The following is a 23,887-nucleotide window of genomic DNA, read 5'->3' as shown; positions in this document are numbered from 1 at the left end:
TCAATAGTTATTTAATGGGGCTGATGGTCTGCCCATCTTTTAATTTGGATACCCCTTCAGCTACAATGGTCTGCCCTTCAGACAACCCATCCTTTACAATAAATTGGGAATCGGTTTGGGCAATAATGGTCAAAGGAACGGTATGCACAATATTGTCATCCCCCACCACAAATACCATTTTTGTGCCTTGTAGGTCGACGGTAACAAATTGTGGAATTACAAAAACATCTTGGTAATCAGATGGAATCTTGATGGTTCCCGTGCTACCAGAACTTAACAGTAGATCTGGGTTGTCAAAATCCGCTCTAAGCGTAACACTTCCTGTGCTGGGGTTGATGATATTGTTGACCATGGCAATTCTACCTTTTTTGGGGTAGGTTTGCCCGTTGATCATTACCAATTCCACTTCTGGTGTATCGCCCTTGGTAAACGAAGCCCCCGTTTCGACCATTTCAGTTTTCATTTGAAGAAACTCCTTTTCGTTCATGGAAAAATAAGCCCTGATGTTGGAAATATCAGAAACCACGGTTAATGGAGCTCCCATATTGCTGCTTACCAAAGCACCTACTTTGTGAGGAATGGAACCGATGTAGCCATTTACCGGACTAACAATATTGGAATAACCAATATTGGCGTTAATACTGTTATAGGTGCTTTTTGCCTGGGCCAAATTGGCCTTGGCCGTTTCAAGTTGTACCTCACTTACAATGTTTTTTTTCACCAAGGGAACAAGTTTGTCCACCTCTACCTGTGCCACATTTACGGCAGCTTTGGCAGCCTCAGCATCTTGAGAAAGCGTCTCGGTTTCCAGTTTAAACAAGCGCTGTCCTTTTTTTACCTGTTGCCCTTCTTCCACATAGATTTGCTGAACAAAACCAGATACCTTTGGCCATATCTCAATGTTTTGCTCGCCTTCCATGGTGGTGGCATAGGAATTATAAAGGGTGATATCTTGTTTTGAAATGGTACTTACTTTTAAAGATGGGGCTTGCGACTCACCTATTTGCTGTTTGTTTTTTCCTCCACAGGAAATAAATAAAAGCACAGCTGCTGCTATTGAGATTGATTTTAAGGTTTTCATGTACAAACTAACTTGGTTAGGGTTAATGAAGGTTTTTGAATTGTTGGATAGATCAGACATCTGAAATGGATTCTAGTTTTTTGATGGATTTCTTCAGTATTTGTTCGTTTTCATGAACATAGTCCAGATAAATCTGGTTCCTAATTTGTCCATCCTCGTATTTTTTAGGGCAATGTTGTTGGTGGTAACCCATTACTAGTGTGATAATGTGTTTTTCTGATTCCACCCTTTTTAAGTTTTCTTGAAGTTTTGAAAGAAAGAATGTTTTCTTCTTTGCAGTGGTGAAATATCGTTTACGATCACCGTGTTTGGTAAAGTAGGTTATAAGGCCCATGTTTACCAATAGGTTCAATGAGGTGGAAATGGAGCTTTTACTGGCCCCCAGTCGTTCGAGGCAACCTTCAAAAGTTAATCCGTCCTTGTCCGTTAAGATCAATGCCGCGTAAATTCGGGCCGCCAATGGAGGCAGGTTATGTTCTTCCTCTAAATGTAGACCTATAGTCTCAATTATTTCTTCCTTCGATTTTTCCATTGGATGGATTTTGAGGGAGCAAATGTAAAGTAGGTTCGGAACAAAACGAACCAAAAGAACCTAAATGTTTGTTAAAAGAAATTTAGAAAATAAAATCAGTCTTTAGAAAGGATGCCTTCTTTCTCTATGATGGGGACGGTGATAAGGCTTTCTTCGGAAATGGAGTGTTTTGGAAATAGAAACCTTTTTTCAAAAAGTTTATTTTCCGCAAAAAAGGTAACAAAGAACTCATTGTTCAATGCCAATACATCCTCTTGAAGCAATTCAACTTTTCGATAAGACTTTGGTTCAATGGTGCCGATACCATGCCGCATAGTGGAAGTTTTGGTATCTCCATCAAAACCTTTGGAAACCACAATGGCCATTTCAATGGCATCCGTTCTGTTATTAATGAGGTAAGCATTCCAATCCTTGGACAGAAATTCCTCGTTCCATTCGCGAATTACCGCAATGTGAACATCTTTGGCAACGGGAATTTCAATATCCTTTTTCATGAAAAACTATAATGCACTTTTAAACTGCTCAAGGAAGCGAACGTCATTTTCGCTCAACAAGCGGATATCAGAAATTTGATGTAACAATAATGCGATACGATCTATCCCCATACCAAAGGCAAATCCAGAATACACTTCAGGATCAATGCCACAATTTTTAAGTACGTTGGGGTCTACCATACCACAGCCCATAATTTCTAACCAACCCGTTCCCTTGGTCATACGGTAATCGGTCTCGGTTTCCAGCCCCCAATACACATCTACCTCGGCGCTTGGCTCCGTAAATGGAAAATAAGAAGGGCGCAATCTAATTTTAGATTTCCCGAACATTTCCGACGTGAAATATTGTAAGGTTTGTTTTAAATCGGCAAACGAAACATTTTTGTCCACATACAAACCTTCCACTTGGTGAAAAAAACAGTGCGAACGTGCAGAAATGGCTTCGTTTCTGTACACTCTACCTGGAGAAATAGTACGGATGGGAGGTTGGTTTGCCTCCATATACCGAACCTGTACGGATGAGGTGTGGGTACGTAAAAGAATATCAGGGTCGGTTTGAATAAAGAACGTATCCTGCATATCACGTGCTGGATGGTACTCTGGAAGGTTCAAGGCTGTAAAGTTGTGCCAATCGTCTTCAATTTCTGGTCCTTCGGAAACATTAAAACCTATCCTGGAAAAAATATCGATAATCTGGTTTTTTACTATGGATATTGGGTGTCGGGAACCTACTTTGATAGGCTCGCCCGGACGGGTGAGATCACCATATTTTCCTGCGGTTTCCGATTGGTTTTCCAATGCTTCTTTAAGCGCATTTACCTTGTCGGTTGCCGTATTTTTTAGCTGGTTGATTACTTGACCAAATTCCTTTTTTTGCTCGTTCGGCACGTTTTTGAACTCGGCAAAGAAACTGTTCAAAAGTCCTTTTTTACCCAAATATTTAATTCGGAATGCTTCTATTTCGTCTTTTGAGGTTGAAGTAAACTGTTCTACTTCAGCAATGTGTTCCTTTATGGTATCTATCATGGTCATCCACAGTATTGGCCGACAAATTTAGGAAATTGTCCTTGAATACCTAGCTTATTGGCACGGCTAGTTTATTTTAAAGCTTCTAAAAAAATAAAGGCTGATGGAAAACATCAGCCTTTACTAATTTTAAGGGATTATCAAATTGATCATAAGAAGGTCACCTTACCATCCGAGATGTCGTACATGGCACCTACAATGGCAATTTCACCTTTTTCCTCCATTTCTTTAAGAATAACGCTTTGGCTTCGAATGTTTTCCAGAGCCATTTCTACATTTTTAACAGCAACGGCATCTACGAAATCCAAGTTTTGGGAGTTTCGCAAATCATCATCCTTTGGTTCTTTTACTGCAAAAACGGCTGGTTCAATTTTGTTGATCAAAGCAGTTAGGTTTCCCATTCTTGCATGATCGCATGCCCCTTTAACTGCTCCACAACTGGTATGTCCTAAAACAACAATAGCCTTGGTTCCTGCCAATTTACAAGCAAATTCCATGCTCCCCAAAATATCTTGGTTAACAAAGTTCCCTGCTATTCTAACACTAAAAATATCACCAAGACCTTGGTCGAAAACCAATTCGGCGGAAACTCTGGAATCGATACAGCTAAGAATTGTGGCAAATGGAAATTGCCCATCTTTGGTATCGTTTACCTGTTCCAAAAGGTTTCTGTTTGCTTTTAAATTTTGTTGAAAACGCTCATTGCCCTCCTTCAAAAAATGAAGGGCCTTCTCTGGTGTCATGGTCGCCTGCGTTTCTTTGGTATGTGCTTTCATATCTTAAATTTATGCCGATTTTTTCTTCGGTCTTAGATTAAAGAATTCAATATAACTATCAGGATTTTCGACCTCACCTCTTTCAGAGATCAATTTAATATCGATGTTCCTGTTTTTTGCTTTGCTGGAAAAATCTTCAAGAATTTCCACGATATCGTTATCCAGATACCTGGTTTTTCTAACATCCAAAGTGAGATAAGAATTCTCTGGAAGACTATCCAATTCTTTTAAAATGGCGCCTTTATTAAAAAAGGTCACCTCTTCTGCAAGGGTCATTTTTATTCGGTGAACCCCGTTACTTTTGTCCTCAATGTGCAAAAAGTGGGAGTTTTGATAACTTTTGATCAGTACCACCACGATACCTACCAATAGTCCTAAACTTATTCCCACCAATAAATCAGTGAACACAATTCCAACCACAGTAACCACAAAGGGCACAAATTGTTTCCAGCCCGATTGGTACATGGTTTTGAATAAACTAGGTTTGGCCAATTTATAGCCTACAATAAATAATATGGCGGCCAATACTGAAAGTGGAATTTTATTCAGTAAGGTTGGAATCAAAATCACTGAGATCAACAAGAAAAATCCGTGAATAATAGCGGACAATTTTGTTTTACCACCAGATTGAATGTTTGCAGAACTACGAACGATTACCTGGGTTACGGGTAATCCACCAACTAAACCGGATAATGTATTTCCCACACCTTGCGCCATCAATTCACGATTGGTGGGTGTGGTTCTTTTATCGGGATCTAATTTATCGGTGGCCTCTACACAAAGCAAGGTTTCCAAGCTGGCCACCAAGGCTATCGTAAAGGCTGTTACCCAGACCTCGGTATTCGTGATTGCGGAAAAATTCGGGAAACTGAAAAATCCGAGAAAAGACTCAAGACTATCCGGAACAGGAACTTTTACCAAATGTTCACTGGATATGCCCATGGTTTCACTGCCTTGGGTCACTACATAATAGACAATACCCACAACTACGGCTACCAAAGGGCCTTGAATGAGTTCAAATATTTTTGATTTTTTAGTGAGAACAGTACTCCACAAAATAAGTATGCCTAAAGCTATAATGGCTATTAATGTGGCTCCTGGACTTATAAAGTTAATGGTATTGATGATTTCACTGAAGGTGTTTTCACCATCTACTTGAAAAAATGCCCAATCTCCTTCGGGGTCTGCATCGTACCCAAAAAAGTGGGGAATTTGTTTTAAAATAATGATGATACCGATACCAGTAAGCATTCCTTTGATTACCGATGATGGAAAATAGTAGGCTATAATACCTGCACGGAGGATTCCAAATAAAAATTGTATGATTCCTCCTAGTACTACGGCCACCAAAAAGTTTTGGTAACCTCCCAAAGTGCCAATGGCAGTAAGAACAATGGCGGCCAATCCTGCTGCAGGACCACTTACGCCAATTTGCGATCCACTAAGGGCACCAACTACGATACCCCCGATGATACCTGAAATTAAACCAGAAAATAATGGAGCTCCACTGGCCAAGGCAATCCCCAAACAAAGGGGTAAGGCCACAAAAAACACCACTATACTGGCTGGCAGGTCATTTTTTATATACTTAAACATAATATTAGGTGTGTTTGTCTTTCGGTCATTATTGGTTAGGACTAAAGACGATTAGTAATAGATATTAGAACAAAAAATCACACCAATTGCTTGGGAGGGGGGTCTAGAATTTCAAGTGTAAAATCGGAGGTTGGGAAAAGGTATCCTGAAAAAGAAATCTGTTGATTCTGTTTCGTGATTTCGTGCCTTAACTCTGTAAAGTATTTAATATACGTTGCTGTTTCGTCAAACTTCTTTGCGGTTTCCTCCGTGTTGTTGCTTTCTTCTTCCTCCGCAGAAGTGATCATCATGGTCTTGCCCAATTCTTTATCTAAAAATGGAATAAGCGGCGACACCAACAGAGAGCCTGTCAGTATAATGGCAAAAAGAGAAATAATCAATTTTTTTAGCACCTTATTACATTTATGGTAAAAATAAGTTCTTACGCACAATAAAACGCTATAATATATTAAAAATCCTTTAACGCCTTAATACCATCCTCTGTCAACCAGCCTGTTTGACCATCTGCAATCCTAATTTTCTTCCAGTTGTCCAGCTTTTCAAGGATGTAGACCTTTGTGCCTTCGTGAAGGGTAAATATTGCCTCACTATTTGTGTTAGGCTCGGAAGTTACCACAACTTCTTTGCTGAACACAATTGCCGGGTTGTTCTTTTTCTGTTGATCATGTTGTAGGTAACCCATCAAAACACAGAAAATGGCAAGACCTAACGAAAAGAAACTAGCGATAAAGGCTATTCTTTTTTGATTGGCCATTCTGATAAAGTAATAGGTCAAATAGGCCAATACAAACAACATGGCAAAGGCGACCGTAAGGTATGCCCAGCCAGTGCAACTAAACCAATTAATCACCTTATTATAAATCAATGACATTTCGGTTTGGGGCATCTCCTCGATGGCATCCAGTCGCATGTTTTGAGCGAACTGGAGATTGTTTTTAATTTCTTTATCGTTGGGGGAAAGCAGCAATGCCTTTTCGTAATAATATATACTCGGGCCAATAGCATTGAGCTTATAGTAGCAATTGCCCATATTAAAATAAAGGGAAGCAGAATGATTGCCACTCTCCAAAATTTGCTCGTAGTTGGCTATGGCCTTGGAGAATTCTCCTTTATTATAAAAATCGGTCGCCTGTTTAAATAGGGCACTGTTCTGTGCAGAAAGCACGGACAAGGAGAATAGCGCGATAAAAATAAAATACTTCTTTATACTCATAATTGCTTGTCCAATTTAGAGATTACGTCACTGGCCGATTCATAGTCCTTTTGCATTTGAACATTTGAAAATGGACTGTAACGAGCCATTTCACAACTGGTCAACAAGGCAATAAAACTTTGAATGTCTTCAGTTTCGACTTGCTTTTCCGTTAAGATCTCGGTTATTTTTTCCTTGCTGAATTCAGAAGTAACAATGTGCAACTTGGCCTTTAAATAATTGTGCAAACCTTTTTCCAATGCCACATAAAAAGCTTCTTTGTTTCCAAGTTCCTTTTTGGCGGTTGATAAGTATTTTCTGGCCAATTTATTCGCTTGTTTAATTCGATTTCCGACCACATCACTGGCAATCGCCTCTCGCTTCTTAAAAGAGAAAATGGCAATTGGGATCAATAAAAGCGGTAAGAAAACAAGCAGATAAAAACTTCTGGAACCTAAGAAACAACTTTCGTTCATGGAGGACAGATTCGCATCCAATTTAATAAAGTGGAATTGATCGCCTGCAGGCACCACCAATTGCCTGTTTGCCGATGGGGCATCTACGTTGGTTGAGTTGCTCGTTGGCCCTTCCAATACTTCAATATTGATTTCTTCCGATGTCAAGGTCTCATAGCTTCCCGTATCTGGATTAAAGTAGCTGAACGAAATGCTAGGAATGGGATATTTGCCACGGAAAGCAGGAACAATGGTGTAATTGTCAACAACGTTTCCTTCCATTCCTGTACTATAGGTTTGAATATTTTCGTCGTGTTCAGGGTCGTACACCTCCAACGCACTTGGAAGTTCAGGTTCTGGAAGTTGGAACAACTTTAGATTCCCTTTTCCAGACACTTCAACCTTTGCTTGTAGCGATTCGGAAGCATTTAATTGGGTTTTGCTGGTGGTCACCGAGAAATCAAAATCACCAACAGCACCACTAAAATTACTTGGTTTTCCAGCTTCGGGTAGTGGTTTTACATTTAAGGTTCTTTTACCTGCCGATACTGTTTTGCTGGTTTGAGTATAGATCCGACCTCCAAAAAAGTCCCTTCTGTTGGTAGGTACGTCCACGAAAATCTCTAGGGACAATGGTTCAATATCTAGTTTTCCAGATTTTTGAGGATACAAGACCACCCTTTTCAATACCACGTAACGATATGGCTTGCCTTCAAAAGTGCCGTTTTGTGCTGTGTGTTTGGTCACAGGAATATCTTGGCTCCAAAAATTATTATAAGTTGGATTGTCCAGCGGACGGTAATTTGTTACACTGATATTTGGACTCACATAAAGTTTGTAAACAACAGTTACCGCTTCGTTCAAATAGGGATTTCCTTTGGAAACTTCGGCCACTAAATGTAAACTTTCATCTGCCACATCATCCACCGTTTTTTGATCGCTTGGTTTGTCCACTGCGGCGGTAACTTCTACTGTTTTTGGTGTGGTTTTATAGGTTTGCCCATCTATTTCGATAGTGGCTTGCTCTATATTGAAATTACCTCTGGCCGTTGGCACCAATATATAGGTGTAGGTTTTGGAAAAGGAGCGTTTTCCATTGATCCATGATGAACTTATGGATTGTGAAGGCCCCATCACCACTTTAAAACCATTGAAAGCTGGTGGACTAAAATTATCCCCATCCTTGTTCATGGTAAAGTCAACGCGAAGCCTTTCGTTCAACCCCAGTTTTTCCTTGCTGAGGTTCATGGTGAACTCAATTCCTTCCTCTTGCGCATACGAAAAGTTCGAAGCGAATAGCAAAAAGCTAAGAAAAAGTAATATGTTGCTCCTAAAGGTTTGCATTACCAGTCTTTTTCATTTTTAACCTTGGCTCCCCTTACTTTGCGGGCTTCCATTTTTTCCTGCACTTTTTTCTCTTCGTTTTGCATGGCCTCTAACAGGTTCTGAATCTGTTGTTGTGAAAGCTGGTTGGGTCTAGGTTGTTGTTTTTGATCTTGGGGTTGATCTCCTTCATTAGGTTTCTTTTCCTGTTCTTTTTTCTTGTCACCGTCACCTTCTTTATTTTCCTCAGGTTTTTCTTCTCCATTATCACCTTTGTCACCTTGATCGCCTTCGTCCTTGTTTTCTTCGTCGTTTTCCTTGCCTTCGTCTTGCTTGTCCTTATCGCCACCTTCGTTATCCTGATCTTTGTTTTCGTCCTTTTCTTGGTCTTTTTGATCCTGATTGTCTTTGTTGTCCTGGTTTTGATCGTTTTTTTGCTCGTCTTGTTGTTTTTCGAGCATTTTTTTGGCCAAAGCTAGGTTGTAGCGGGTCTCATCATCATTCGGATTTTTTCGAAGGGCCTGCTTGTAGGCATCGACCGCTTGCTTATAATCCTTTTGCTGCATAAATACGTTCCCCATATTGTGGAAAGCTTTATGTTTTTCAGTTTTATCATCGGCTGCTGCCTCTGCTTGTTTGTACCGACCAAAGGCTTCACCAAAACTTTCACGATTATAGTAGGCATTCCCCAAATTAAAGGGAGCTGCCGCATTTTGACTGCTTTTGGAAATCGCTTTACGATAATTGGCCTCTGAGTTGATAAAATCGTTTGCAGTCAACTCTTCGTTCGCCTCATACGTGAGGTTTGTAGATGCTTGAAGGGCTTTCTCAGCTTCTTTCAGAGCCTTTTCTGTAGTTTCATTCTGTGCTTGGGCTATTCCAAAACATAACAATAGACCAAACATCAATCTTATCTTATTGCTCATCATGCTCATTAAAAAGATTAAGTTTTTTCAACCATTGTGTTTTTCTGTCCAAAACAAAGATGTCCAAAAATAAAAATAAAAAGCCGGCGCCAAGGAACCATTGAAACTGGTCCTTGTATTCAGCAAATTGCTTGGCTTCAAATTCGGTTTTGTCCATTCTGTTCAGTTCTTCTTTAATGTATTCTACGGCATTTTCCGTATTGGAACCATCAATATATTCTCCATCCCCGCGGTCGGCGATAATGGATAATACCTCTTGATTCAGTTTGGTGATGACCACCTCACCTTGATTGTCTTTCTTTAAACTCTCCACAACACCATTTCTTTTAATGGGAATTGGTGCTCCTTTCGGTTTTCCTACACCAATGGTGTAAATGCGGATTCCATTTTGAATGGCATTTTCAACGGAATTTATAGTAGCACTTTCGGAGTGATCTTCGCCATCCGAAACAATAAACAAAACCCTATTGGTCTGTTGCGAATCGTCGTAATAGGTGCTTGCCAAGTTGATGGCAGCATCAATAGCAGTACCTTGGGATGAAAGCATATCGGTATTCATGCTCTGCAAGAACATTTTGGCCGCACCGTAGTCTGTTGTGATGGGTAATTGCGGATATGCTTGTCCGGCATAGGCAATAATTCCGATACGGTCACTGGCCAATTGGTTAATGATTTCGGAAACAATTCGTTTTGCTTTTTCCAATCGGTTGGGAGCAATATCCTCTGCCAGCATACTTTTAGAAACATCGATGGCGAAAACAATGTCTACCCCTTCACGTTTAACGGTCTCGAGTTTGGTTCCGATTTTTGGGTTCACCAAACCGAGTACCAAAAAGGCCAATCCTGACAAAAGGAACACCAGTTTTAAAGTGGATTTAAAATTGGATCGATTAGGTGCCAGTCTTTTTAAAAGGTGAAGGTCGGCAAACTTCTTCTGAGTCCTTTTTTTCCAGATTTGAAGAAAAAAGAACGCCAGGACCATTACCGGAATAATGGCCAAGAGGTAGAAATATAATTTTTCGTCAAACTGAATCATTCTTAAATAAAACTTTTAAATATGGAATTACGCAAAGCCCATTCCAACAGCAATAAAATTCCCGCCAAGAAAATTAATGGCCGAAATTTCTCTTCGTACTTATAATATTTGAATTCCTCTATTTCGGTTTTTTCCAAACTATTGATTTCGTCGTAAATCTCTTCCAAGGATTCGTTGTCCGTGGCACGGAAATATTTTCCGCCAGTCACTTTGGCAATTTCCTCCAACAATTTATCATCAATCTCCACCTGACGCATTCCGTAACGGAACGATCCATCTCGATTATAGGAAATTGGCGACATGGCATTTCCGTTGGTTCCCAATCCGATGGTGTATGTTTTAATGCCAAATTCAACAGCAAGATCGGCAGCAGTTCTAGGTTCAATAAAGCCAGAATTATTGACACCATCCGTTAAAAGAATGATAACTTTACTAATAGCCTTACTTTCTTTCAAGCGGTTTACGGATGTGGCCAATCCCATACCGATGGCTGTGCCGTCTTCGAGTTCACCGTAGGTAATTTCATTTAGTGCATTCAACACTATGGCTTTATCACTAGTTATTGGCGTTTTGGTATAACTTTCACCAGCATATCCTACCAAACCAATGCGGTCGTTGGGTCGTTTTTCAATAAAATCAGCAGCCACTTCTTTTAATGCGACCAATCGATTGGGCTTAAGATCTCGTGCCAACATACTGGACGAAACATCAATGGCCATTACAATGTCGATGCCCTTTGTGGTCTTGGTCCGGGTTGAAATATCTTCGGTCTGCGGCCTTGCCAAGGCAGTGACAATAGCGGCCAGGGCCAACAATCGTAAACCAAAAAGAATGGGTTTTAATTTGGAGGCCCAACTTGTTACGGTAAATCCTTTGATGCTCGAAATGCGTAAAGACGCCATTTCGTTTTTGCGTCTGAAAAAATACCATAGCAAAGCCACTGGAAGCAAAAGGAGCAACCAGAAAAATTCAGGATTTGCGAATTCTATATTTTCAAACATTTATACTTGTGTTTTTACGTCCAAACTGCTCAAAATCCGATCTACGATTTGTTCAGCATACTCATCTCCATCTTCCCAGGTTATGACCAATTGTTGAATAAACCCCTTACCACCAAAGGTTAGGATGTTGTACTTCGCTCTCTTTTCATCTCCACTAGCAGGATTTTCAAAAGAACCGGTACCAAAAGTTTTAAGTCCCTTGACTCCAGATTGAGTCACAAATTCTTCTTGTTTGGTAATAATATTATTTAATCCCAAATTTTCGAAGTTAGTTAACGTAGCCCCTATAACCGCTTCAAAGTTGGGTTCGTTCTGTTCTTTATAGGTAACCGAACTGGTGCTTACCGAAAAGATGCCCACATAACTACCATAAGAAAAGGATTGTAGTTCCTTGATCAATTCTTTGGTCTCGGCTGGGATTTCTACTTCTTGGCGCACCAAAACGTCAGGAGTTTCTACTTCAATAGGGGGGAAACCGTAGGAACTGGAAACCCATTCTCCTTCTAAAAGTTCTTTGGTGGGGTAACCAAAAACGGTGTCCTTTACTTGCTTGAACCCGAAATAGGCTACCGAGATACCACTTCCGATGACAATTAATCCGGCAAAGATGGCTGCTGCCAGATAAATTCTTTTGCGTTGTTTTTGACGGGCCAATTCTTCCAAATATTCTTCGTTGAGCAGTAAATCCTCTTCAGTGGGTTCGGGAAGAGCCTCATGGGTTTGGGTCACAATTTGCTCCACCAGCAGTCGATCTTGTTCTGCTACCGAAGTTGCTGGTTTGGACTTGGCGAATTTTACCAAATCTGCCGTCTGTAATATTTTTTGAAATTGCTTAAGTGTTTCATCCTCTATCTTCAGTTCACCGGCATCACGAAGCATTTCCAACTTGGTGATCAATTCGGAAGTGGTGCTTTCCATGGCGGAAACATGCACATCTTCTTCCAGATACATCCGAACAATATTGGTCAACTCCGAATAGTATTGTTTATACTCATCTTGAATGAGGTATCTGGAATTTTCCAGTTTTTTCAACTCCAAAATGGCACGATCGTAGGGGGGAAGCAATGCTTCTTTTTCTTCTTCGGTCAAAGGTTTCTTTCTTAAAAAGAACCAATAGACCAATCCGCCTATCACAGCTAAACCAAGAACAATGTACAGAATGGTGAGCCACAATTTTGCCCTGCTGGGCTCTACTTCAATCAGTGGTTTGATGTCGTACATTTTTTGCTTGGTGGTGTCCACTACCACATCGGCCACCTTGACTTGAAACGAATCGGTGAAAAAAGGTTGTTCGTTGATGGCGATTCGCTGTGGCGGAATGGTGTAAGCGCCACTATCAAATTGGGTTAGGGAATATATTTTTTGAAGGATGACTTTTTCATTGTTTTTAATTGTATCACCCATTATGGCCTCTACGGTTTCCAATGGGGAAAAGGTTTGTCCTTCTGGAAAATGCACTACATCCAACGAATCTGCCTCTACGGTAATCGCATATTGGATTTGCTCGCCAATTTTGATGGAGAGTGTGTCCACATCAACCGAAACACTCGGGCTCGATTGTGCAAAACCTAACACGGGGCATATCAATAAAAACAAAATACCCCATCCTAAAAAGGGGAAATTTTTGTTGGTATTTCTAGTCAATGCTTGCATTTGTATTATCCTCTTCTTTTAAAATAGCCCAATAGTTTTCTCACATAGCTTTCATCAGCTCTACAATTGATCACACCACAGCCCGATTTGGTAAAAGAATCCACAAAATAGGACACTTTTTCGGTATAGTATTTTGCGTAAGCCAAGCGTACTTGTTTGGATTGGGTGTTTACCAATTGCAGTTCACCTGTTTCGGCATCTTGCATTTGAACCATACCCAAATTGGGGATGGATTCTTCTCTTTCGTCATAAATTCGGATTCCTGTAACGTCATGTTTGTTGCCCACAATGCGAAGGGTATTGTTGTAATCGTCTGCGATAAAGTCGGAAAGCACAAAAACGATGGCTTTTTTCTTCATTACATTGGTCAAAAACTTTAAAGCTTCGGCAATGTTGGTTTTGCTGCTTTTGGGTTGGAATTCCAACAACTCACGAATAATGCGCAGCACGTGGCTTTTTCCTTTTTTGGGCGGAATAAAAAGTTCCACTTCATCTGAAAATAAAATTACACCTACTTTATCGTTGTTTTGGAGCGCAGAAAAAGCCAAAGTGGCTGAAATCTCGGTCACCACTTCTTTTTTGAACTGATTGGAAGTTCCAAAAAGTTCGGAGCCACTCACATCCACCATCAACATCATGGTGAGTTCGCGTTCCTCTTCAAAAACTTTTACGTAGGGTTCGTTGTACCGTGCGGTCACGTTCCAATCGATACTACGAACATCGTCACCAAACTGGTATTGACGAACTTCACTAAAGGTCATACCCCGACCTTTGAACGTAGAATGATACTCCCCACCAAAAATATGGTCGGATAGACGCCTGGTCTTAATTTCAATCTTACGTACTTTTTTTAGTAGTTCTTTCGTATCCATTTGGTTCAAAAAATAGGTTTACGGGTTGGTTAAAAGTAGGGGGTTACTTTATCCGATAAACGTTGAACCGCTAAGGCACCTCTACCTCGTTTACGATTTTGTTGATGATTTCTTCGGAAGTAATATTTTCGGCCTCTGCCTCGTAGGTGATTCCGATTCTGTGACGAAGCACATCGTGTACCACGGCTCTCACATCTTCTGGAACCACATAGCCTCTTCGTTTGATAAAGGCATAGCATTTGGATGCTGAGGCCAAGTTGATACTACCTCTTGGGGAGGCACCAAAACTTATTAGGGGCTTAAGGCTTTCTAGGTTATATTTTTCTGGATATCTGGTAGCAAAAATCAAATCCAAGATGTACTTTTCAATTTTTTCATCCATGTACACCTCGCGAACAGCTTCTTGGGCACTCAAAATTTGCTTTAAAGAAACAACGGGTTTAATAGGCTCTGTGGCTCCTTTAAGGTTTTGACGAATAATCAATTGTTCTTCGTTCAATTTTGGGTAGTCGATTACCGTTTTTAGCATAAAACGGTCCACTTGAGCTTCAGGAAGCGGGTAAGTACCTTCTTGTTCTACTGGGTTTTGGGTGGCCATCACCAAAAATGGCGCATCCAACTTAAAAGTTTCGTCTCCGATCGTCACTTGCTTTTCCTGCATGGCCTCCAAAAGGGCCGATTGCACTTTGGCGGGTGCACGGTTAATTTCATCTGCCAGTACAAAATTGGCAAAAATAGGTCCTTTTTTAATGGAGAAATCGTTCTCTTTTATGTTGTAGATCAATGTACCGATTACGTCTGCTGGCAAAAGGTCGGGCGTAAACTGAATTCTACTGAAGTCTCCCTTTACGGCCTTGGCCAAGGTGTTGATGGCCAATGTTTTTGCAAGTCCAGGCACACCTTCCAATAAAATGTGTCCTTTACCCAATAAACCGATGAGCAATCGCTCCACCATGTGGCTTTGTCCCACGATGGCCTTGTTCATTTCAGCGGTAAGTAGATCAATAAAAGCACTTTCTTGGGCTATTTTCTCGTTCACTGCACTAATATCAATAGTAGTGTTTTCTTCCATTATAAGCTCCTGTTGTTTGGTTTAAAGTAAGTGATTTTGCTAAGGTGTGCAAAATGAAAATTTATTTAAAATCAACCTGTTAATTAATGGTTAAAAAAATCGCTAAAGCCCTAGTTTTATGAAGGATTTAAGGGTTTATTTTTATACTTTCATCCGATATGATACAGAATAATAAATTTTCCCGAATCATCTCGGGAGCAATGACTTGGGGAAGTTGGGGAAAGAAGCTTTCCAAAAATGAAATGGTTGAATTGATGCATCATTGCATCGAACAGGGCTTGGTTACCTTTGATCACGCCGATATTTATGGCAGTTATTCCACCGAATCCGATTTTGGAGCGGCCTATGCCGAAAGTGGAATAAAGCGTGATGATATCCAATTGATTTCCAAATGTGGCATTCAATTGACTCGTGGAAGGGACAATAAAATCAATCATTACCAATACGATAAGGAATATATTGTTTGGTCTGTGGAGCAATCTCTAAAAAAACTGCACACCGAGTATTTAGATTTACTTTTAGTACACCGACCAAGTCCATTAATGGACCCTTTAGAAATTGCAGCCGCTGCAGAACAATTGCTGAGCAGTGGAAAAATCAAGGCGTTTGGTGTTTCTAATTTCACCCCATCACAAGTGGCCATGTTGGAAAAGGAAATTCCAGTTTCGGGCAACCAAGTAGAGTTTTCTTTGACGCATGATGCCCCGATGTACGATGGTACTTTTGATGATTGTATTGCTAACAAAAGATTGACTATGGCGTGGAGTCCTTTAGGAGATTTATTCCGAGAGGATAATGAACAAACCCAGCGTATTAAAAAAGCAATGAAACCGCTCAAGGAAAAATATGATGCGGATGAAAGTCAATTGCTTTTGGCTTGGATTTTAAAACATCCGGCTATAGTGCATCCTGTAATCGGAACCACAAACAAAGAAAGAATTACACAATCGGCAGCCGCCGTAAAAATAGAATTGGAGCTTCAGGATTGGTTTAGCTTATCGGTAGCAAGTCAAGGTCATGATGTGCCTTAAAAAATAGACTATGAAAAAAACAGCGTTGATAACAGGCGCGACAAGTGGAATAGGTAGGGCAACGGCAGAACTTTTTGCAAAGCAAGGCTTTAATCTGGTATTGTGCGGTCGTAGACAAGAACGTTTGGAGCAACTCATGAATGAACTGGGAAGGGACACTGCTATTCATACCTTAAATTTTGATGTAAGAAATCGGGAGGATGTTTTCTCCGCCATTGAAAATTTGCCAGAAGATTTTTCACAAATCGATATTTTAATCAACAATGCGGGCAACGCCCATGGCCTTGATCCCATCGATAAAGGAAACCTTGATGATTGGGATGCGATGTTGGACATCAATGTAAAAGGCTTATTGTACGTGTCCAAGGCGATTATACCTCAAATGGCGGAACGAAAATCGGGCCACATCATCAATATTGGGTCCACTGCTGGAAAAGAAGTATACCCCAATGGAAATGTGTATTGTGCCAGTAAACATGCGGTAGATGCAATAAACCAAGGAATGCGAATCGATTTAAATGCCTATGGAATTCGCGTGGGCGCCGTGAATCCTGGTTTGGTGGAAACAGAGTTCAGTGATGTGCGGTTTAAAGGAGATTCTGAAAGAGCATCCAATGTATATAAGGGATTTCAACCTTTAAAACCGAAAGACATAGCCGATATTATTTTGTTTGTTGTCACTCGGCCATATCATGTCAATATTGCTGATTTGGTAGTAATGCCCACGGCCCAAGCGAGCAGTACAATTGTGAATAAACACAATTAAGTGTTGCGGGATTTGGGTTGAAAGATTAAAACAACCATTTATGAACGGTTTTGATGAACTTGATGTTTGGAAATTGGCTCGAGAAATTTGTGATGAAGTCTGGAGATTAATTGAAAGTACTTCACTAGGCCATGATTTCAGTCTCAAAAATCAAATGAATGCCTCTTCGGGCTCCATATTCGATAATATTGCAGAAGGATTTGAAAGAAATGGCAATCGGGAGTTCGTTCAATTTTTAAGCATAGCAAAAGCCTCATGTGGCGATTTAAGATCACAACTTTATAGGTGTTTGGATAGAAATCATATCACTAAAGAACAATTTGAAATAGTCTATTCAAAAACAATTATCGAAGGAAAAAAGATTGGTGCCTTTATGGCTTATTTAAAAAAATCGGAGCGGAAAGGAGCGAAATATGATTAAAAATCAAGCTTTGGACTCGCAACTTACAACTCGAAACTTTATAAAATGATCAATAAACGCCTCCTCGTAAAAAATCTATTGGCCCACAACGACGAAAATAGTTTTTACGATAAGAAGCGTTTTATTTCCATCGGACAAAAGGAAGGAAAGGCCAAATTTCTCAAACATGTTTGTGCCTTGGCCAACAGTAATCCCAAAAACAACTCTTTTATTGTAATCGGGGTCGAAGATGAGGATAATGAAATTGTTGGGGTGGATTTCTTCGACGATAGCAAAATCCAGAATTTGGTGAATGCCTATTTGGACAATCCACCTATTATTTCCTATGAGAACATTCCATTTCCACATTTACCAGAAGGTAAGGTGGTAGGCTTGGTCACTATCAGGTCTAACGGAAAAGTCTGTGCTTTGCGAAAAAACATTTGGAAATACTACGGAGGCGCTGTTTTTTTTCGGGAAGGCAGCATTAGTTTGCCCAAGGCTTTTGATATTGAACTAAAGGATATCAATTCGGAAAAGGTGGCCACCATTGAGCACCATGCCCGTAACAATATTGAATTGACACTTGATGCCGTTATTAAATTTTTCAATACGCGACACCCCGACCTTACCAGCGATTACAAAGTATTCAAAGAGCAATTTGTGGTATGTTGGGCGGGTAACAAGAAGAAGATTAAGAACAAGACCTATTATTCCCGCGTTGATATTGAATTGATCAACGAGCAAGTAAAGTTATTTTATTCCGCTTTAGATGAAATCACCATTGAATATGATGATGATTCTTTCAGTACATTGGAATATGTGCAGCTTGGTCTTGGTTCACAACAAAAGTATTATCCGTTGGAAGAAATGGTCATTACTTTTTCGGATAATGGCAAGTACACCATCAATAGTAAATTGATTTTTGAGCCGCCTCAATATGATAAAAAAACGCTCTATCATGTGTACAACACCAATAATGCTCTCCTTAAAAAGCTAGAAAATCGAATTCCATTAACGGATGTCGAACATACCGATATGACCCACCTTCCTGCCACGTATTTGATATGCTATTTGAACGGTTTTGAAGAAGCGAAGGATAAAATGGACGGCTCAAGGGCACTTATAAAAGCTTATGACAGTCATGTGTATCAATCCTTGAAGGAGTCGCAACGAATTTTGAGGAAAGTGAGGTACGCTTAACCTCTTTTTAGCCAAATCATTTGGTAAGGCGCTAATTCCAAAAGCCCACTATTGGCAATAATTTTTTCATTGGAAACCAGATCAAAAGGGTCCCCTTGGGAAAAATACCCCATTCTTTTCATCCAACTGGTTTCAACCACTTGTGGGTGTTCATCAAAATTACAAATGACCAAGAGTCCTTCTTGAGCTCTCTTTTTTTCAAAAACCAAGATGTGATCATTGCCCGTATAGCAGAGTTCGAGTTGGTTGTTGTCTTCAAAAACAGAATGCTCCTTTCTTATGGCAATCAGTCGTTGTAGGGTATGGAATATCTGGGATTGTGGCAACTCTTTTTGATTTAATTGAGAAATAACCTCCCAATTTTGTTGAGGTCTGTTTACCCATCTGCTATCCTCTTTTTTTGCTAGGTCGTCTTTAAAGGAATAGTCGTTCAACGTGCCAATTTCATCACCTGCATAGATCAGCGGAATACCTCCAAATGATAGAATAATGCCGTGGAGCATTATAATCTTTGCAATCGATTCTTGAATCAATTTTGGGTTTTTCTGTGCAATTCCTTTTTCCAATCCCAATAAGGAGGCTGCACTCCCCGTGATTCTTCCATCGCCCGTTTTAGGATTGTACATGAACATAAGTCCAGTGGCAGGAGACCAATCCAATCGCTGGCAATAATAGTCCAACAAAAATTTACGGTGCTGTTCTGGATTCCACCCCAATTCCTGGATCAAATAGTTTTCATAGCCCAAGCCTATATCATCATGACAACGGATGTAATTGATCCAAGTACAGTCTTTAGGTTTTTCGGGCACGTGCAACAAACTTTTGTAAAGCAACGATGTTTTTTTGGTAGCAATTGAATTCCAAAGCAAGGCCATAAGCGATGCATTGTAAGCCACCTCACATTCGTTGCCCTTTTTTGCGCCTTCTCCAAAATATTTTACAATGTCGGTGGGTGCCACAATGGCCTCTGCCAATAAAATAGTTCCCGGTGCTACCACTTGCAAACACATTCTAAATAGCGCAATCAAGTTGTGGGCTTCGGGTAGGTTCTGGGATATGGTGCCAATTTTTTTCCAAAGGAAAGCCAAGGCATCAAAACGAACTACATCGACACCCATATCGGTTAATTTCACCAAATTGTTGAGCATTTCCAAAAACACTTCGGGATTGGTGTAATTTAAATCCCATTGGTAGTTATTGAAAACAGTCATTACCCATCGTTCCATTTCGGGAATATAGGTGAAGCTTCCAGGGGAGGTTTCTGGAAATACTTCGGGCAATGTTTTTTCAAACTCCTCTGGAATGGTGTAATCTTCAAAGGTGTAGTAGTATCCCTGATATTTTTTATCCCCCTTTTTGGCTTTTTTGGCCCAAGAAAACTCATCGGAAGTGTGGTTCACCACAAAATCCAACATCAAATAAATGCCTTGTTTTCTAAATTCAGCAGTCAACGCCAATAAATCTTCCTTGATGCCATATTTTGGGTCGATATCTGTATAACTGTTTACGGCATAGCCACCGTCATTTTCACCTTTTGGGCGCGTGGTGATGGGCATTAAATGCAAAAAGTTGACTCCTATTTTTTTGAAATAGGGTATTTTTTCTCTGAGTCCATTTAGGTCTTGGTTAAAATGCTCCACATACAACTGCATGCCCACGATTTTCTCCGATTGATACCAGTTGCCCGAATCCAAACGAACCAAATCTTGCTTTTTAAGAGCATCGGGTCTGCCATTGAACAATTTGGAGAGTAGCGTTAACAGTCTTTTAAAATGCGGATCATGTTGTTTTTCGTCATAGAGCGAAAAGAACAATTGTTGAATAAGAGAAAGATTGGTGGCCAATCGCAATTCAAAGAGTGCATGGGGGTCTTTCTTCTTTAACTGTGAAGCAACTAATCGATGTATTTCAGCCTGGTTCATTATTGGGTAAGCTGATCTTTGGTTGGGAGGGCAACAATGGCCCCGTATTTTGTTGTGGTTATTGCTCCAGCCTTATTAGCAATTTGGACCATTTTTTCCAATAAATCAAAATCCTCAAAAACACGGTCAAAATTACCCAAGTCTGAAATTTGATAGAGCAGACAACCTATAAAGGCATCGCCTGCGCCCGTGGTATCGACGGGTTCAACACTTATGCTTGGAATAATTTTTTTGGTTCCGTTGGCACTCAGCAGTGTTCCATCTTTTCCTAAAGTAACGGTGATGACACGGGTGCCAATGTGGTGGAGTCTATCACAAGCCTCATGTAAATCTTGTTTTCCAGAAATCAACTGGGCCTCTTCCAAACTAAACTTGCAGAGGTGTGATTTTTCTACCAGCGGCATACATTTTTTAATGAAGGTTTCTTCATCGTTCTTCCAAAGGTCACTTCTAAAATTGGGATCGAATGAAATGAACATATTCTTCGTAAGCCCGTCAAAAAGATATTTGCCATAAGCTTTTTCCAATGGTCCTCCCAGTAATGCTGTTGCTGCACCCAAATGCAGCATATTTCCCTTTAAGGATTTGCGAAGTTCAGGGTCATAGGCGAGTTCACGATCAGCCCCACGGTCAAAAACAAAATCGCGCTCGCCATCTTCTGCGATGGATACAAAGGCCAGTGTGGTAAAGGTGTCGGATATTTGGGCATGCGATATATCCACGCCCTCATGTTTTAGGGTATCGAGCAAGAACTTCCCAAAAGGGTCTTTGCCAACACAACCCATAAAAACCCCATTACCGCCCAATTTGGCAATGGCACAGGCAACATTGGCAGGAGCGCCACCTGCCTTTTTGGTGAATTCGATAGCTTTGGAAAGATCACTGCCTTGTCGTTCTGCAACAAAGTCAATCAACAATTCCCCAATACAAAAAACCTTTTTCATGTGTTCTGGAATTATTCTAAGGTACATAGAATTTTAGTCGATGACCAAATTGACGGAGCATTTTTGAATGAAACGAAGATAAACCGTTGATAAACTTTCCTTTATTTTTTATGTGCCCGAGCATTTGTGTGTAATTTTGCCAAAAACTTTTCTATGCGAACACTGGTAGTGGGCGACATTCATTCAGGAGTGCGTGCTTTGGAACAACTTATGGATAAAGCAAAAGTGACCCCTGAAGATCATATTATTTTTTTAGGGGATTATGTGGATGCTTGGAGTACCGCGGTTGAAACCGTTGATTTTCTGATTGATCTTAAATCAGAATACAATTGCACATTTATCCGGGGCAATCATGATGAATTGTGCAGGGCATGGCTCATTGATCAAAAGGAAAATCCACAGTGGTTGGCACATGGCGGTAGAGCAACAAGAGAATCGTATTTGAATGCGGACAGAACCAAATGGGAGCAGCATCTGCAATTTTATGCTGAACTCCAAAACTATTATTTGGCAGAGGATAACCGATTGTACCTTCATGCAGGTTACACCAACCTTAAAGGGATTGATTACGAGTATTTTGAGCAATCTTTTTATTGGGACCGTACGTTATGGGAACTCGCCATGGCGCTTGACCCTGAAATGAAGCCTTCAGATCCCAAGTTCCCGAAAAGATTAACACATTACAAAGAGGTTTTTATTGGGCACACCCCTTTATCCAAGAATGATTTTGTGCACCCGAAAAACAAGGCCAATGTTTGGAATGTGGACACCGGTGCCGCCTTTATGGGGGCGTTGACCATGTTGGATGTTGAAACCAAAGAATTTTGGCAAAGTGAACCCGTCCACACATTTTATCCTGGGGAAAGAGGAAGAAATTAACAGGTTTTTCCATAATTATTCGTGACCTTTGTATAAAACCCCATACAATGTCAATTAAGAATGTAAGATTGGAAGTGATGCAGGCCATAGAACCTCAAGTAGATGGTTTTATGAAGGATTTTTTGATGCCCATTGAAAAGATATGGCAACCTACCGATTTTCTTCCCGATTCTCAAAGTGATAAATTTTTTGATGATGTGGAACAGTTGCGTGGTGAAGCCAAAGAACTCGGATATGATTTTTGGGTAACTCTTGTAGCGGATACTATTACTGAGGAAGCCTTGCCAACTTACGAATCTTGGTTGATGGATGTTGAAGGCATTGACCAACATAGCGGCAAGGAAAATGGTTGGAGCAAATGGGTGCGAGCATGGACGGCTGAGGAAAATAGACATGGTGATGTTTTGAACAAATACCTATACCTCTCCGGTCGTGTGAATATGCGCGAAATTGAGATTACCACACAGCACTTAATCGCGGATGGATTTGATATAGGAACCGATCGCGATCCCTATAAAAACTTTGTTTACACTTCTTTTCAAGAATTGGCGACCAATATTTCCCATAAAAGAGTGGGTAAATTGGCCAAACAGAAAGGAAATAACTTATTGGCCAAAATGTGCAATATTATTGCCGGTGATGAAATGAGACACCATTTGGCATACCGTGAGTTTGTGAAAACCATTATGAGTCAAGATCCAGATGGTATGGTTTTGGCCTTTGCCGATATGATGAAGAAAAAGATTGTGATGCCCGCTCATTTCTTAAGAGAATCAGGTGAATCTATTGGGGAGGCATTTGAACATTTTTCAAGTTGTGCTCAACGTTTGGGAGTTTACACTGCCCAGGATTATGTGGACATTTTGAAAAAGCTGAACGATTACTGGGATTTGGGCAACTTACGGGGACTTTCCGACCAAGCAGAAAAAGCCCGTGTTTACCTTATGAAGCTTCCAGAACGTCTACAACGAATTTCGGAGCGCATGCAGTTTTCGCAGGAACAACGAGCTTTCAAGTGGGTTGAGGCTAATGGAATGCTTTAGAAAGACCGGTTGTTCTATACTTAAATCAATATTTTCCTGCCCTGTGCTTTTCTTGCCATTCGGCTAGTTGTTCCCAGTGGCCTTCATAAGCCATTTTTGCCTGCATGGGCCAAGATGCCGGGTCATGGATTCTGTATCGTTTCCCTCCAGAATCGAGCACTTTTTGGCAGGTGTCCGCTGAGGTTTCGGAGAGTTCTTTCCAAGTTCTAATATCGAAATTATGGAAAAGGCCTTCAATTTTTGGTCCTATTCCTTCGACCAGTTTTAAATCATTTTCCTTAATGTTTTTTCCCAATGCGGCTTTCGCACGTTTGGCATCGAAAATGTGTTTTTCAAGCAACGTGGCATCATCTCCAGATATATAATGTTCTGCTTTTTTCTCTCCTGTGGGTAACTTTTGTTGGCAGGCAATCAAATCTGATTTAAGCTGCGCATTGGCAATTTCCAACATTTGAATATCACTGGAACTTTCCGACGAAGAAGACGAACTTGCCTTTCCGTAGATAAATCCCAAGATTCCAAAAATAACTGCAATAACAAATAAAATGGTCCAGTAGAACAAGGGTACTTCTTCGAGAGACATAACTGTGAGGTTTTAAAGTACGACCTATACAAATTATTAAAAAAACCTCAAAAAAGCGCCCTAAATACTTAGAATTTATAA

24 protein-coding genes are annotated in these 23,887 nt (G+C 40.4%); 6 read left to right on the top strand and 18 right to left on the bottom strand.

The features are described 5' to 3' along the window. Positions 1–7: 7 nt before the first annotated feature. The 15 genes from ABT310_RS05680 to ABT310_RS05610 form a co-directional block, all read right to left on the bottom strand. Positions 8–1,081 carry an efflux RND transporter periplasmic adaptor subunit gene (locus ABT310_RS05680; protein ID WP_375325781.1) on the bottom strand — a complete coding sequence of 358 codons (1,074 nt, stop codon included), beginning with the start codon at positions 1,079–1,081 and terminating at the stop codon, positions 8–10. A gap of 52 nt (positions 1,082–1,133) precedes the next feature. Continuing rightward, positions 1,134–1,613, bottom strand: a complete 480-nt coding sequence (locus tag ABT310_RS05675) for a GbsR/MarR family transcriptional regulator (protein WP_375325780.1) — start codon at positions 1,611–1,613, stop codon at positions 1,134–1,136. 95 nt (positions 1,614–1,708) lie between these two features. Then, positions 1,709–2,107: a hypothetical protein gene (locus ABT310_RS05670; RefSeq protein ID WP_375325779.1), complete on the bottom strand. Its 399-nt coding sequence runs from the start codon at positions 2,105–2,107 to the stop codon at positions 1,709–1,711. Between the two features lie 6 nt (positions 2,108–2,113). Further along, the gene (gene pheS, locus ABT310_RS05665; protein WP_375325778.1) at positions 2,114–3,133 is read right to left on the bottom strand and encodes a phenylalanine--tRNA ligase subunit alpha; all 1,020 of its coding nucleotides are present in this window, start codon (positions 3,131–3,133) and stop codon (positions 2,114–2,116) included. Positions 3,134–3,282: 149 nt separating this feature from the next. Then, positions 3,283–3,909 carry a carbonic anhydrase family protein gene (locus ABT310_RS05660; protein ID WP_375325777.1) on the bottom strand — a complete coding sequence of 209 codons (627 nt, stop codon included), beginning with the start codon at positions 3,907–3,909 and terminating at the stop codon, positions 3,283–3,285. Between the two features lie 9 nt (positions 3,910–3,918). Further along, positions 3,919–5,505 carry a SulP family inorganic anion transporter gene (locus tag ABT310_RS05655; protein WP_375325776.1) on the bottom strand — a complete coding sequence of 529 codons (1,587 nt, stop codon included), beginning with the start codon at positions 5,503–5,505 and terminating at the stop codon, positions 3,919–3,921. Positions 5,506–5,582: 77 nt separating this feature from the next. Beyond that, on the bottom strand, positions 5,583–5,897 hold the full coding sequence (locus ABT310_RS05650) for a hypothetical protein (protein WP_375325775.1): 315 nt from the start codon (positions 5,895–5,897) through the stop codon (positions 5,583–5,585). 56 nt (positions 5,898–5,953) lie between these two features. Further along, the gene (locus ABT310_RS05645; RefSeq protein ID WP_375325774.1) at positions 5,954–6,718 is read right to left on the bottom strand and encodes a tetratricopeptide repeat protein; all 765 of its coding nucleotides are present in this window, start codon (positions 6,716–6,718) and stop codon (positions 5,954–5,956) included. Then, positions 6,715–8,496, bottom strand: coding sequence for a BatD family protein (locus ABT310_RS05640; RefSeq protein WP_375325773.1), 1,782 nt, complete (start codon positions 8,494–8,496; stop codon positions 6,715–6,717). Before ABT310_RS05640 ends, ABT310_RS05645 begins: the two co-directional genes overlap by 4 nt. Then, positions 8,496–9,380 (bottom strand): tetratricopeptide repeat protein, encoded by an 885-nt coding sequence (locus ABT310_RS05635; RefSeq protein ID WP_375325772.1) that lies wholly within the window; start codon positions 9,378–9,380, stop codon positions 8,496–8,498. Before ABT310_RS05635 ends, ABT310_RS05640 begins: the two co-directional genes overlap by 1 nt. Positions 9,381–9,390: 10 nt before the next feature. Next, complete coding sequence (locus ABT310_RS05630) at positions 9,391–10,437, bottom strand: VWA domain-containing protein (RefSeq protein ID WP_375325771.1); 1,047 nt, start codon at positions 10,435–10,437, stop codon at positions 9,391–9,393. A 2-nt stretch (positions 10,438–10,439) separates the two neighbouring features. Beyond that, positions 10,440–11,438 carry a VWA domain-containing protein gene (locus ABT310_RS05625; RefSeq protein WP_375325770.1) on the bottom strand — a complete coding sequence of 333 codons (999 nt, stop codon included), beginning with the start codon at positions 11,436–11,438 and terminating at the stop codon, positions 10,440–10,442. After that, the gene (locus ABT310_RS05620; protein ID WP_375325769.1) at positions 11,439–13,091 is read right to left on the bottom strand and encodes a hypothetical protein; all 1,653 of its coding nucleotides are present in this window, start codon (positions 13,089–13,091) and stop codon (positions 11,439–11,441) included. Positions 13,092–13,096: 5 nt separating this feature from the next. Next, a complete protein-coding gene (locus tag ABT310_RS05615) occupies positions 13,097–13,963 on the bottom strand; it encodes a DUF58 domain-containing protein (RefSeq protein ID WP_375325768.1) in 867 nt (288 codons plus the stop codon). Positions 13,964–14,033: 70 nt separating this feature from the next. Next, positions 14,034–15,035 (bottom strand): AAA family ATPase, encoded by a 1,002-nt coding sequence (locus ABT310_RS05610; RefSeq protein ID WP_375325767.1) that lies wholly within the window; start codon positions 15,033–15,035, stop codon positions 14,034–14,036. A 158-nt stretch (positions 15,036–15,193) separates the two neighbouring features. Here ABT310_RS05610 and ABT310_RS05605 point away from each other — a divergent pair, with 158 nt between their 5' ends. The 4 genes from ABT310_RS05605 to ABT310_RS05590 are packed head-to-tail and all read left to right on the top strand — an operon-like array spanning position 15,194 to position 18,435. Next, a complete protein-coding gene (locus ABT310_RS05605; RefSeq protein WP_375325766.1) occupies positions 15,194–16,066 on the top strand; it encodes an aldo/keto reductase family oxidoreductase in 873 nt (290 codons plus the stop codon). A 10-nt stretch (positions 16,067–16,076) separates the two neighbouring features. Further along, positions 16,077–16,832: an SDR family NAD(P)-dependent oxidoreductase gene (locus tag ABT310_RS05600; RefSeq protein ID WP_375325765.1), complete on the top strand. Its 756-nt coding sequence runs from the start codon at positions 16,077–16,079 to the stop codon at positions 16,830–16,832. 40 nt (positions 16,833–16,872) lie between these two features. Continuing rightward, positions 16,873–17,253, top strand: coding sequence for a four helix bundle protein (locus tag ABT310_RS05595; RefSeq protein WP_375325764.1), 381 nt, complete (start codon positions 16,873–16,875; stop codon positions 17,251–17,253). Between the two features lie 45 nt (positions 17,254–17,298). Continuing rightward, on the top strand, positions 17,299–18,435 hold the full coding sequence (locus tag ABT310_RS05590) for an ATP-binding protein (RefSeq protein ID WP_375325763.1): 1,137 nt from the start codon (positions 17,299–17,301) through the stop codon (positions 18,433–18,435). Here ABT310_RS05590 and ABT310_RS05585 read toward each other — a convergent pair. Together ABT310_RS05585 and ABT310_RS05580 are read right to left on the bottom strand one after the other, a co-directional pair. After that, on the bottom strand, positions 18,432–20,357 hold the full coding sequence (locus tag ABT310_RS05585; RefSeq protein ID WP_375325762.1) for an amylosucrase: 1,926 nt from the start codon (positions 20,355–20,357) through the stop codon (positions 18,432–18,434). The two genes, ABT310_RS05590 and ABT310_RS05585, sit on opposite strands and share 4 nt — an antisense overlap. Further along, entirely contained in the window at positions 20,357–21,301 is a 945-nt protein-coding gene (locus ABT310_RS05580; protein ID WP_375325761.1) for a carbohydrate kinase, read from the bottom strand. Before ABT310_RS05580 ends, ABT310_RS05585 begins: the two co-directional genes overlap by 1 nt. Positions 21,302–21,454: 153 nt before the next feature. Here ABT310_RS05580 and ABT310_RS05575 point away from each other — a divergent pair, with 153 nt between their 5' ends. Beyond that, positions 21,455–22,180 (top strand): metallophosphoesterase family protein, encoded by a 726-nt coding sequence (locus ABT310_RS05575; RefSeq protein ID WP_375325760.1) that lies wholly within the window; start codon positions 21,455–21,457, stop codon positions 22,178–22,180. Between the two features lie 47 nt (positions 22,181–22,227). Further along, positions 22,228–23,223 carry an acyl-ACP desaturase gene (locus ABT310_RS05570; RefSeq protein WP_375325759.1) on the top strand — a complete coding sequence of 332 codons (996 nt, stop codon included), beginning with the start codon at positions 22,228–22,230 and terminating at the stop codon, positions 23,221–23,223. A 25-nt stretch (positions 23,224–23,248) separates the two neighbouring features. Here the strand turns inward: ABT310_RS05570 and ABT310_RS05565 are convergent, their stop codons facing one another. Then, entirely contained in the window at positions 23,249–23,806 is a 558-nt protein-coding gene (locus tag ABT310_RS05565; RefSeq protein WP_375325758.1) for a hypothetical protein, read from the bottom strand. Between the last annotated feature and the right edge of the window lie 81 nt (positions 23,807–23,887).

The organism is Flagellimonas cixiensis (assembly GCF_042134615.1).
Lineage (GTDB): Bacteria > Bacteroidota > Bacteroidia > Flavobacteriales > Flavobacteriaceae > Flagellimonas > Flagellimonas cixiensis.
Note: the sequence above shows the minus strand (reverse complement) of the source record. Positions and strands in the feature narration are given on the sequence as shown.

What these genes read in the sequence shown, in the direction of transcription:
- ABT310_RS05680 (WP_375325781.1), bottom strand. Translation starts at nt 1,081, where the DNA reads ATGAAAACCTTAAAATCAATCTCAATAGCAGCAGCTGTGCTTTTATTT.
- ABT310_RS05675 (WP_375325780.1), bottom strand. Translation starts at nt 1,613, where the DNA reads ATGGAAAAATCGAAGGAAGAAATAATTGAGACTATAGGTCTACATTTA.
- ABT310_RS05670 (WP_375325779.1), bottom strand. Translation starts at nt 2,107, where the DNA reads ATGAAAAAGGATATTGAAATTCCCGTTGCCAAAGATGTTCACATTGCG.
- pheS (WP_375325778.1), bottom strand. Translation starts at nt 3,133, where the DNA reads ATGATAGATACCATAAAGGAACACATTGCTGAAGTAGAACAGTTTACT.
- ABT310_RS05660 (WP_375325777.1), bottom strand. Translation starts at nt 3,909, where the DNA reads ATGAAAGCACATACCAAAGAAACGCAGGCGACCATGACACCAGAGAAG.
- ABT310_RS05655 (WP_375325776.1), bottom strand. Translation starts at nt 5,505, where the DNA reads ATGTTTAAGTATATAAAAAATGACCTGCCAGCCAGTATAGTGGTGTTT.
- ABT310_RS05645 (WP_375325774.1), bottom strand. Translation starts at nt 6,718, where the DNA reads ATGAGTATAAAGAAGTATTTTATTTTTATCGCGCTATTCTCCTTGTCC.
- ABT310_RS05640 (WP_375325773.1), bottom strand. Translation starts at nt 8,496, where the DNA reads ATGCAAACCTTTAGGAGCAACATATTACTTTTTCTTAGCTTTTTGCTA.
- ABT310_RS05635 (WP_375325772.1), bottom strand. Translation starts at nt 9,380, where the DNA reads ATGTTTGGTCTATTGTTATGTTTTGGAATAGCCCAAGCACAGAATGAA.
- ABT310_RS05630 (WP_375325771.1), bottom strand. Translation starts at nt 10,437, where the DNA reads ATGATTCAGTTTGACGAAAAATTATATTTCTACCTCTTGGCCATTATT.
- ABT310_RS05625 (WP_375325770.1), bottom strand. Translation starts at nt 11,438, where the DNA reads ATGTTTGAAAATATAGAATTCGCAAATCCTGAATTTTTCTGGTTGCTC.
- ABT310_RS05620 (WP_375325769.1), bottom strand. Translation starts at nt 13,091, where the DNA reads ATGCAAGCATTGACTAGAAATACCAACAAAAATTTCCCCTTTTTAGGA.
- ABT310_RS05615 (WP_375325768.1), bottom strand. Translation starts at nt 13,963, where the DNA reads ATGGATACGAAAGAACTACTAAAAAAAGTACGTAAGATTGAAATTAAG.
- ABT310_RS05610 (WP_375325767.1), bottom strand. Translation starts at nt 15,035, where the DNA reads ATGGAAGAAAACACTACTATTGATATTAGTGCAGTGAACGAGAAAATA.
- ABT310_RS05605 (WP_375325766.1), top strand. Translation starts at nt 15,194, where the DNA reads ATGATACAGAATAATAAATTTTCCCGAATCATCTCGGGAGCAATGACT.
- ABT310_RS05600 (WP_375325765.1), top strand. Translation starts at nt 16,077, where the DNA reads ATGAAAAAAACAGCGTTGATAACAGGCGCGACAAGTGGAATAGGTAGG.
- ABT310_RS05595 (WP_375325764.1), top strand. Translation starts at nt 16,873, where the DNA reads ATGAACGGTTTTGATGAACTTGATGTTTGGAAATTGGCTCGAGAAATT.
- ABT310_RS05590 (WP_375325763.1), top strand. Translation starts at nt 17,299, where the DNA reads ATGATCAATAAACGCCTCCTCGTAAAAAATCTATTGGCCCACAACGAC.
- ABT310_RS05585 (WP_375325762.1), bottom strand. Translation starts at nt 20,357, where the DNA reads ATGAACCAGGCTGAAATACATCGATTAGTTGCTTCACAGTTAAAGAAG.
- ABT310_RS05580 (WP_375325761.1), bottom strand. Translation starts at nt 21,301, where the DNA reads ATGAAAAAGGTTTTTTGTATTGGGGAATTGTTGATTGACTTTGTTGCA.
- ABT310_RS05575 (WP_375325760.1), top strand. Translation starts at nt 21,455, where the DNA reads ATGCGAACACTGGTAGTGGGCGACATTCATTCAGGAGTGCGTGCTTTG.
- ABT310_RS05570 (WP_375325759.1), top strand. Translation starts at nt 22,228, where the DNA reads ATGTCAATTAAGAATGTAAGATTGGAAGTGATGCAGGCCATAGAACCT.
- ABT310_RS05565 (WP_375325758.1), bottom strand. Translation starts at nt 23,806, where the DNA reads ATGTCTCTCGAAGAAGTACCCTTGTTCTACTGGACCATTTTATTTGTT.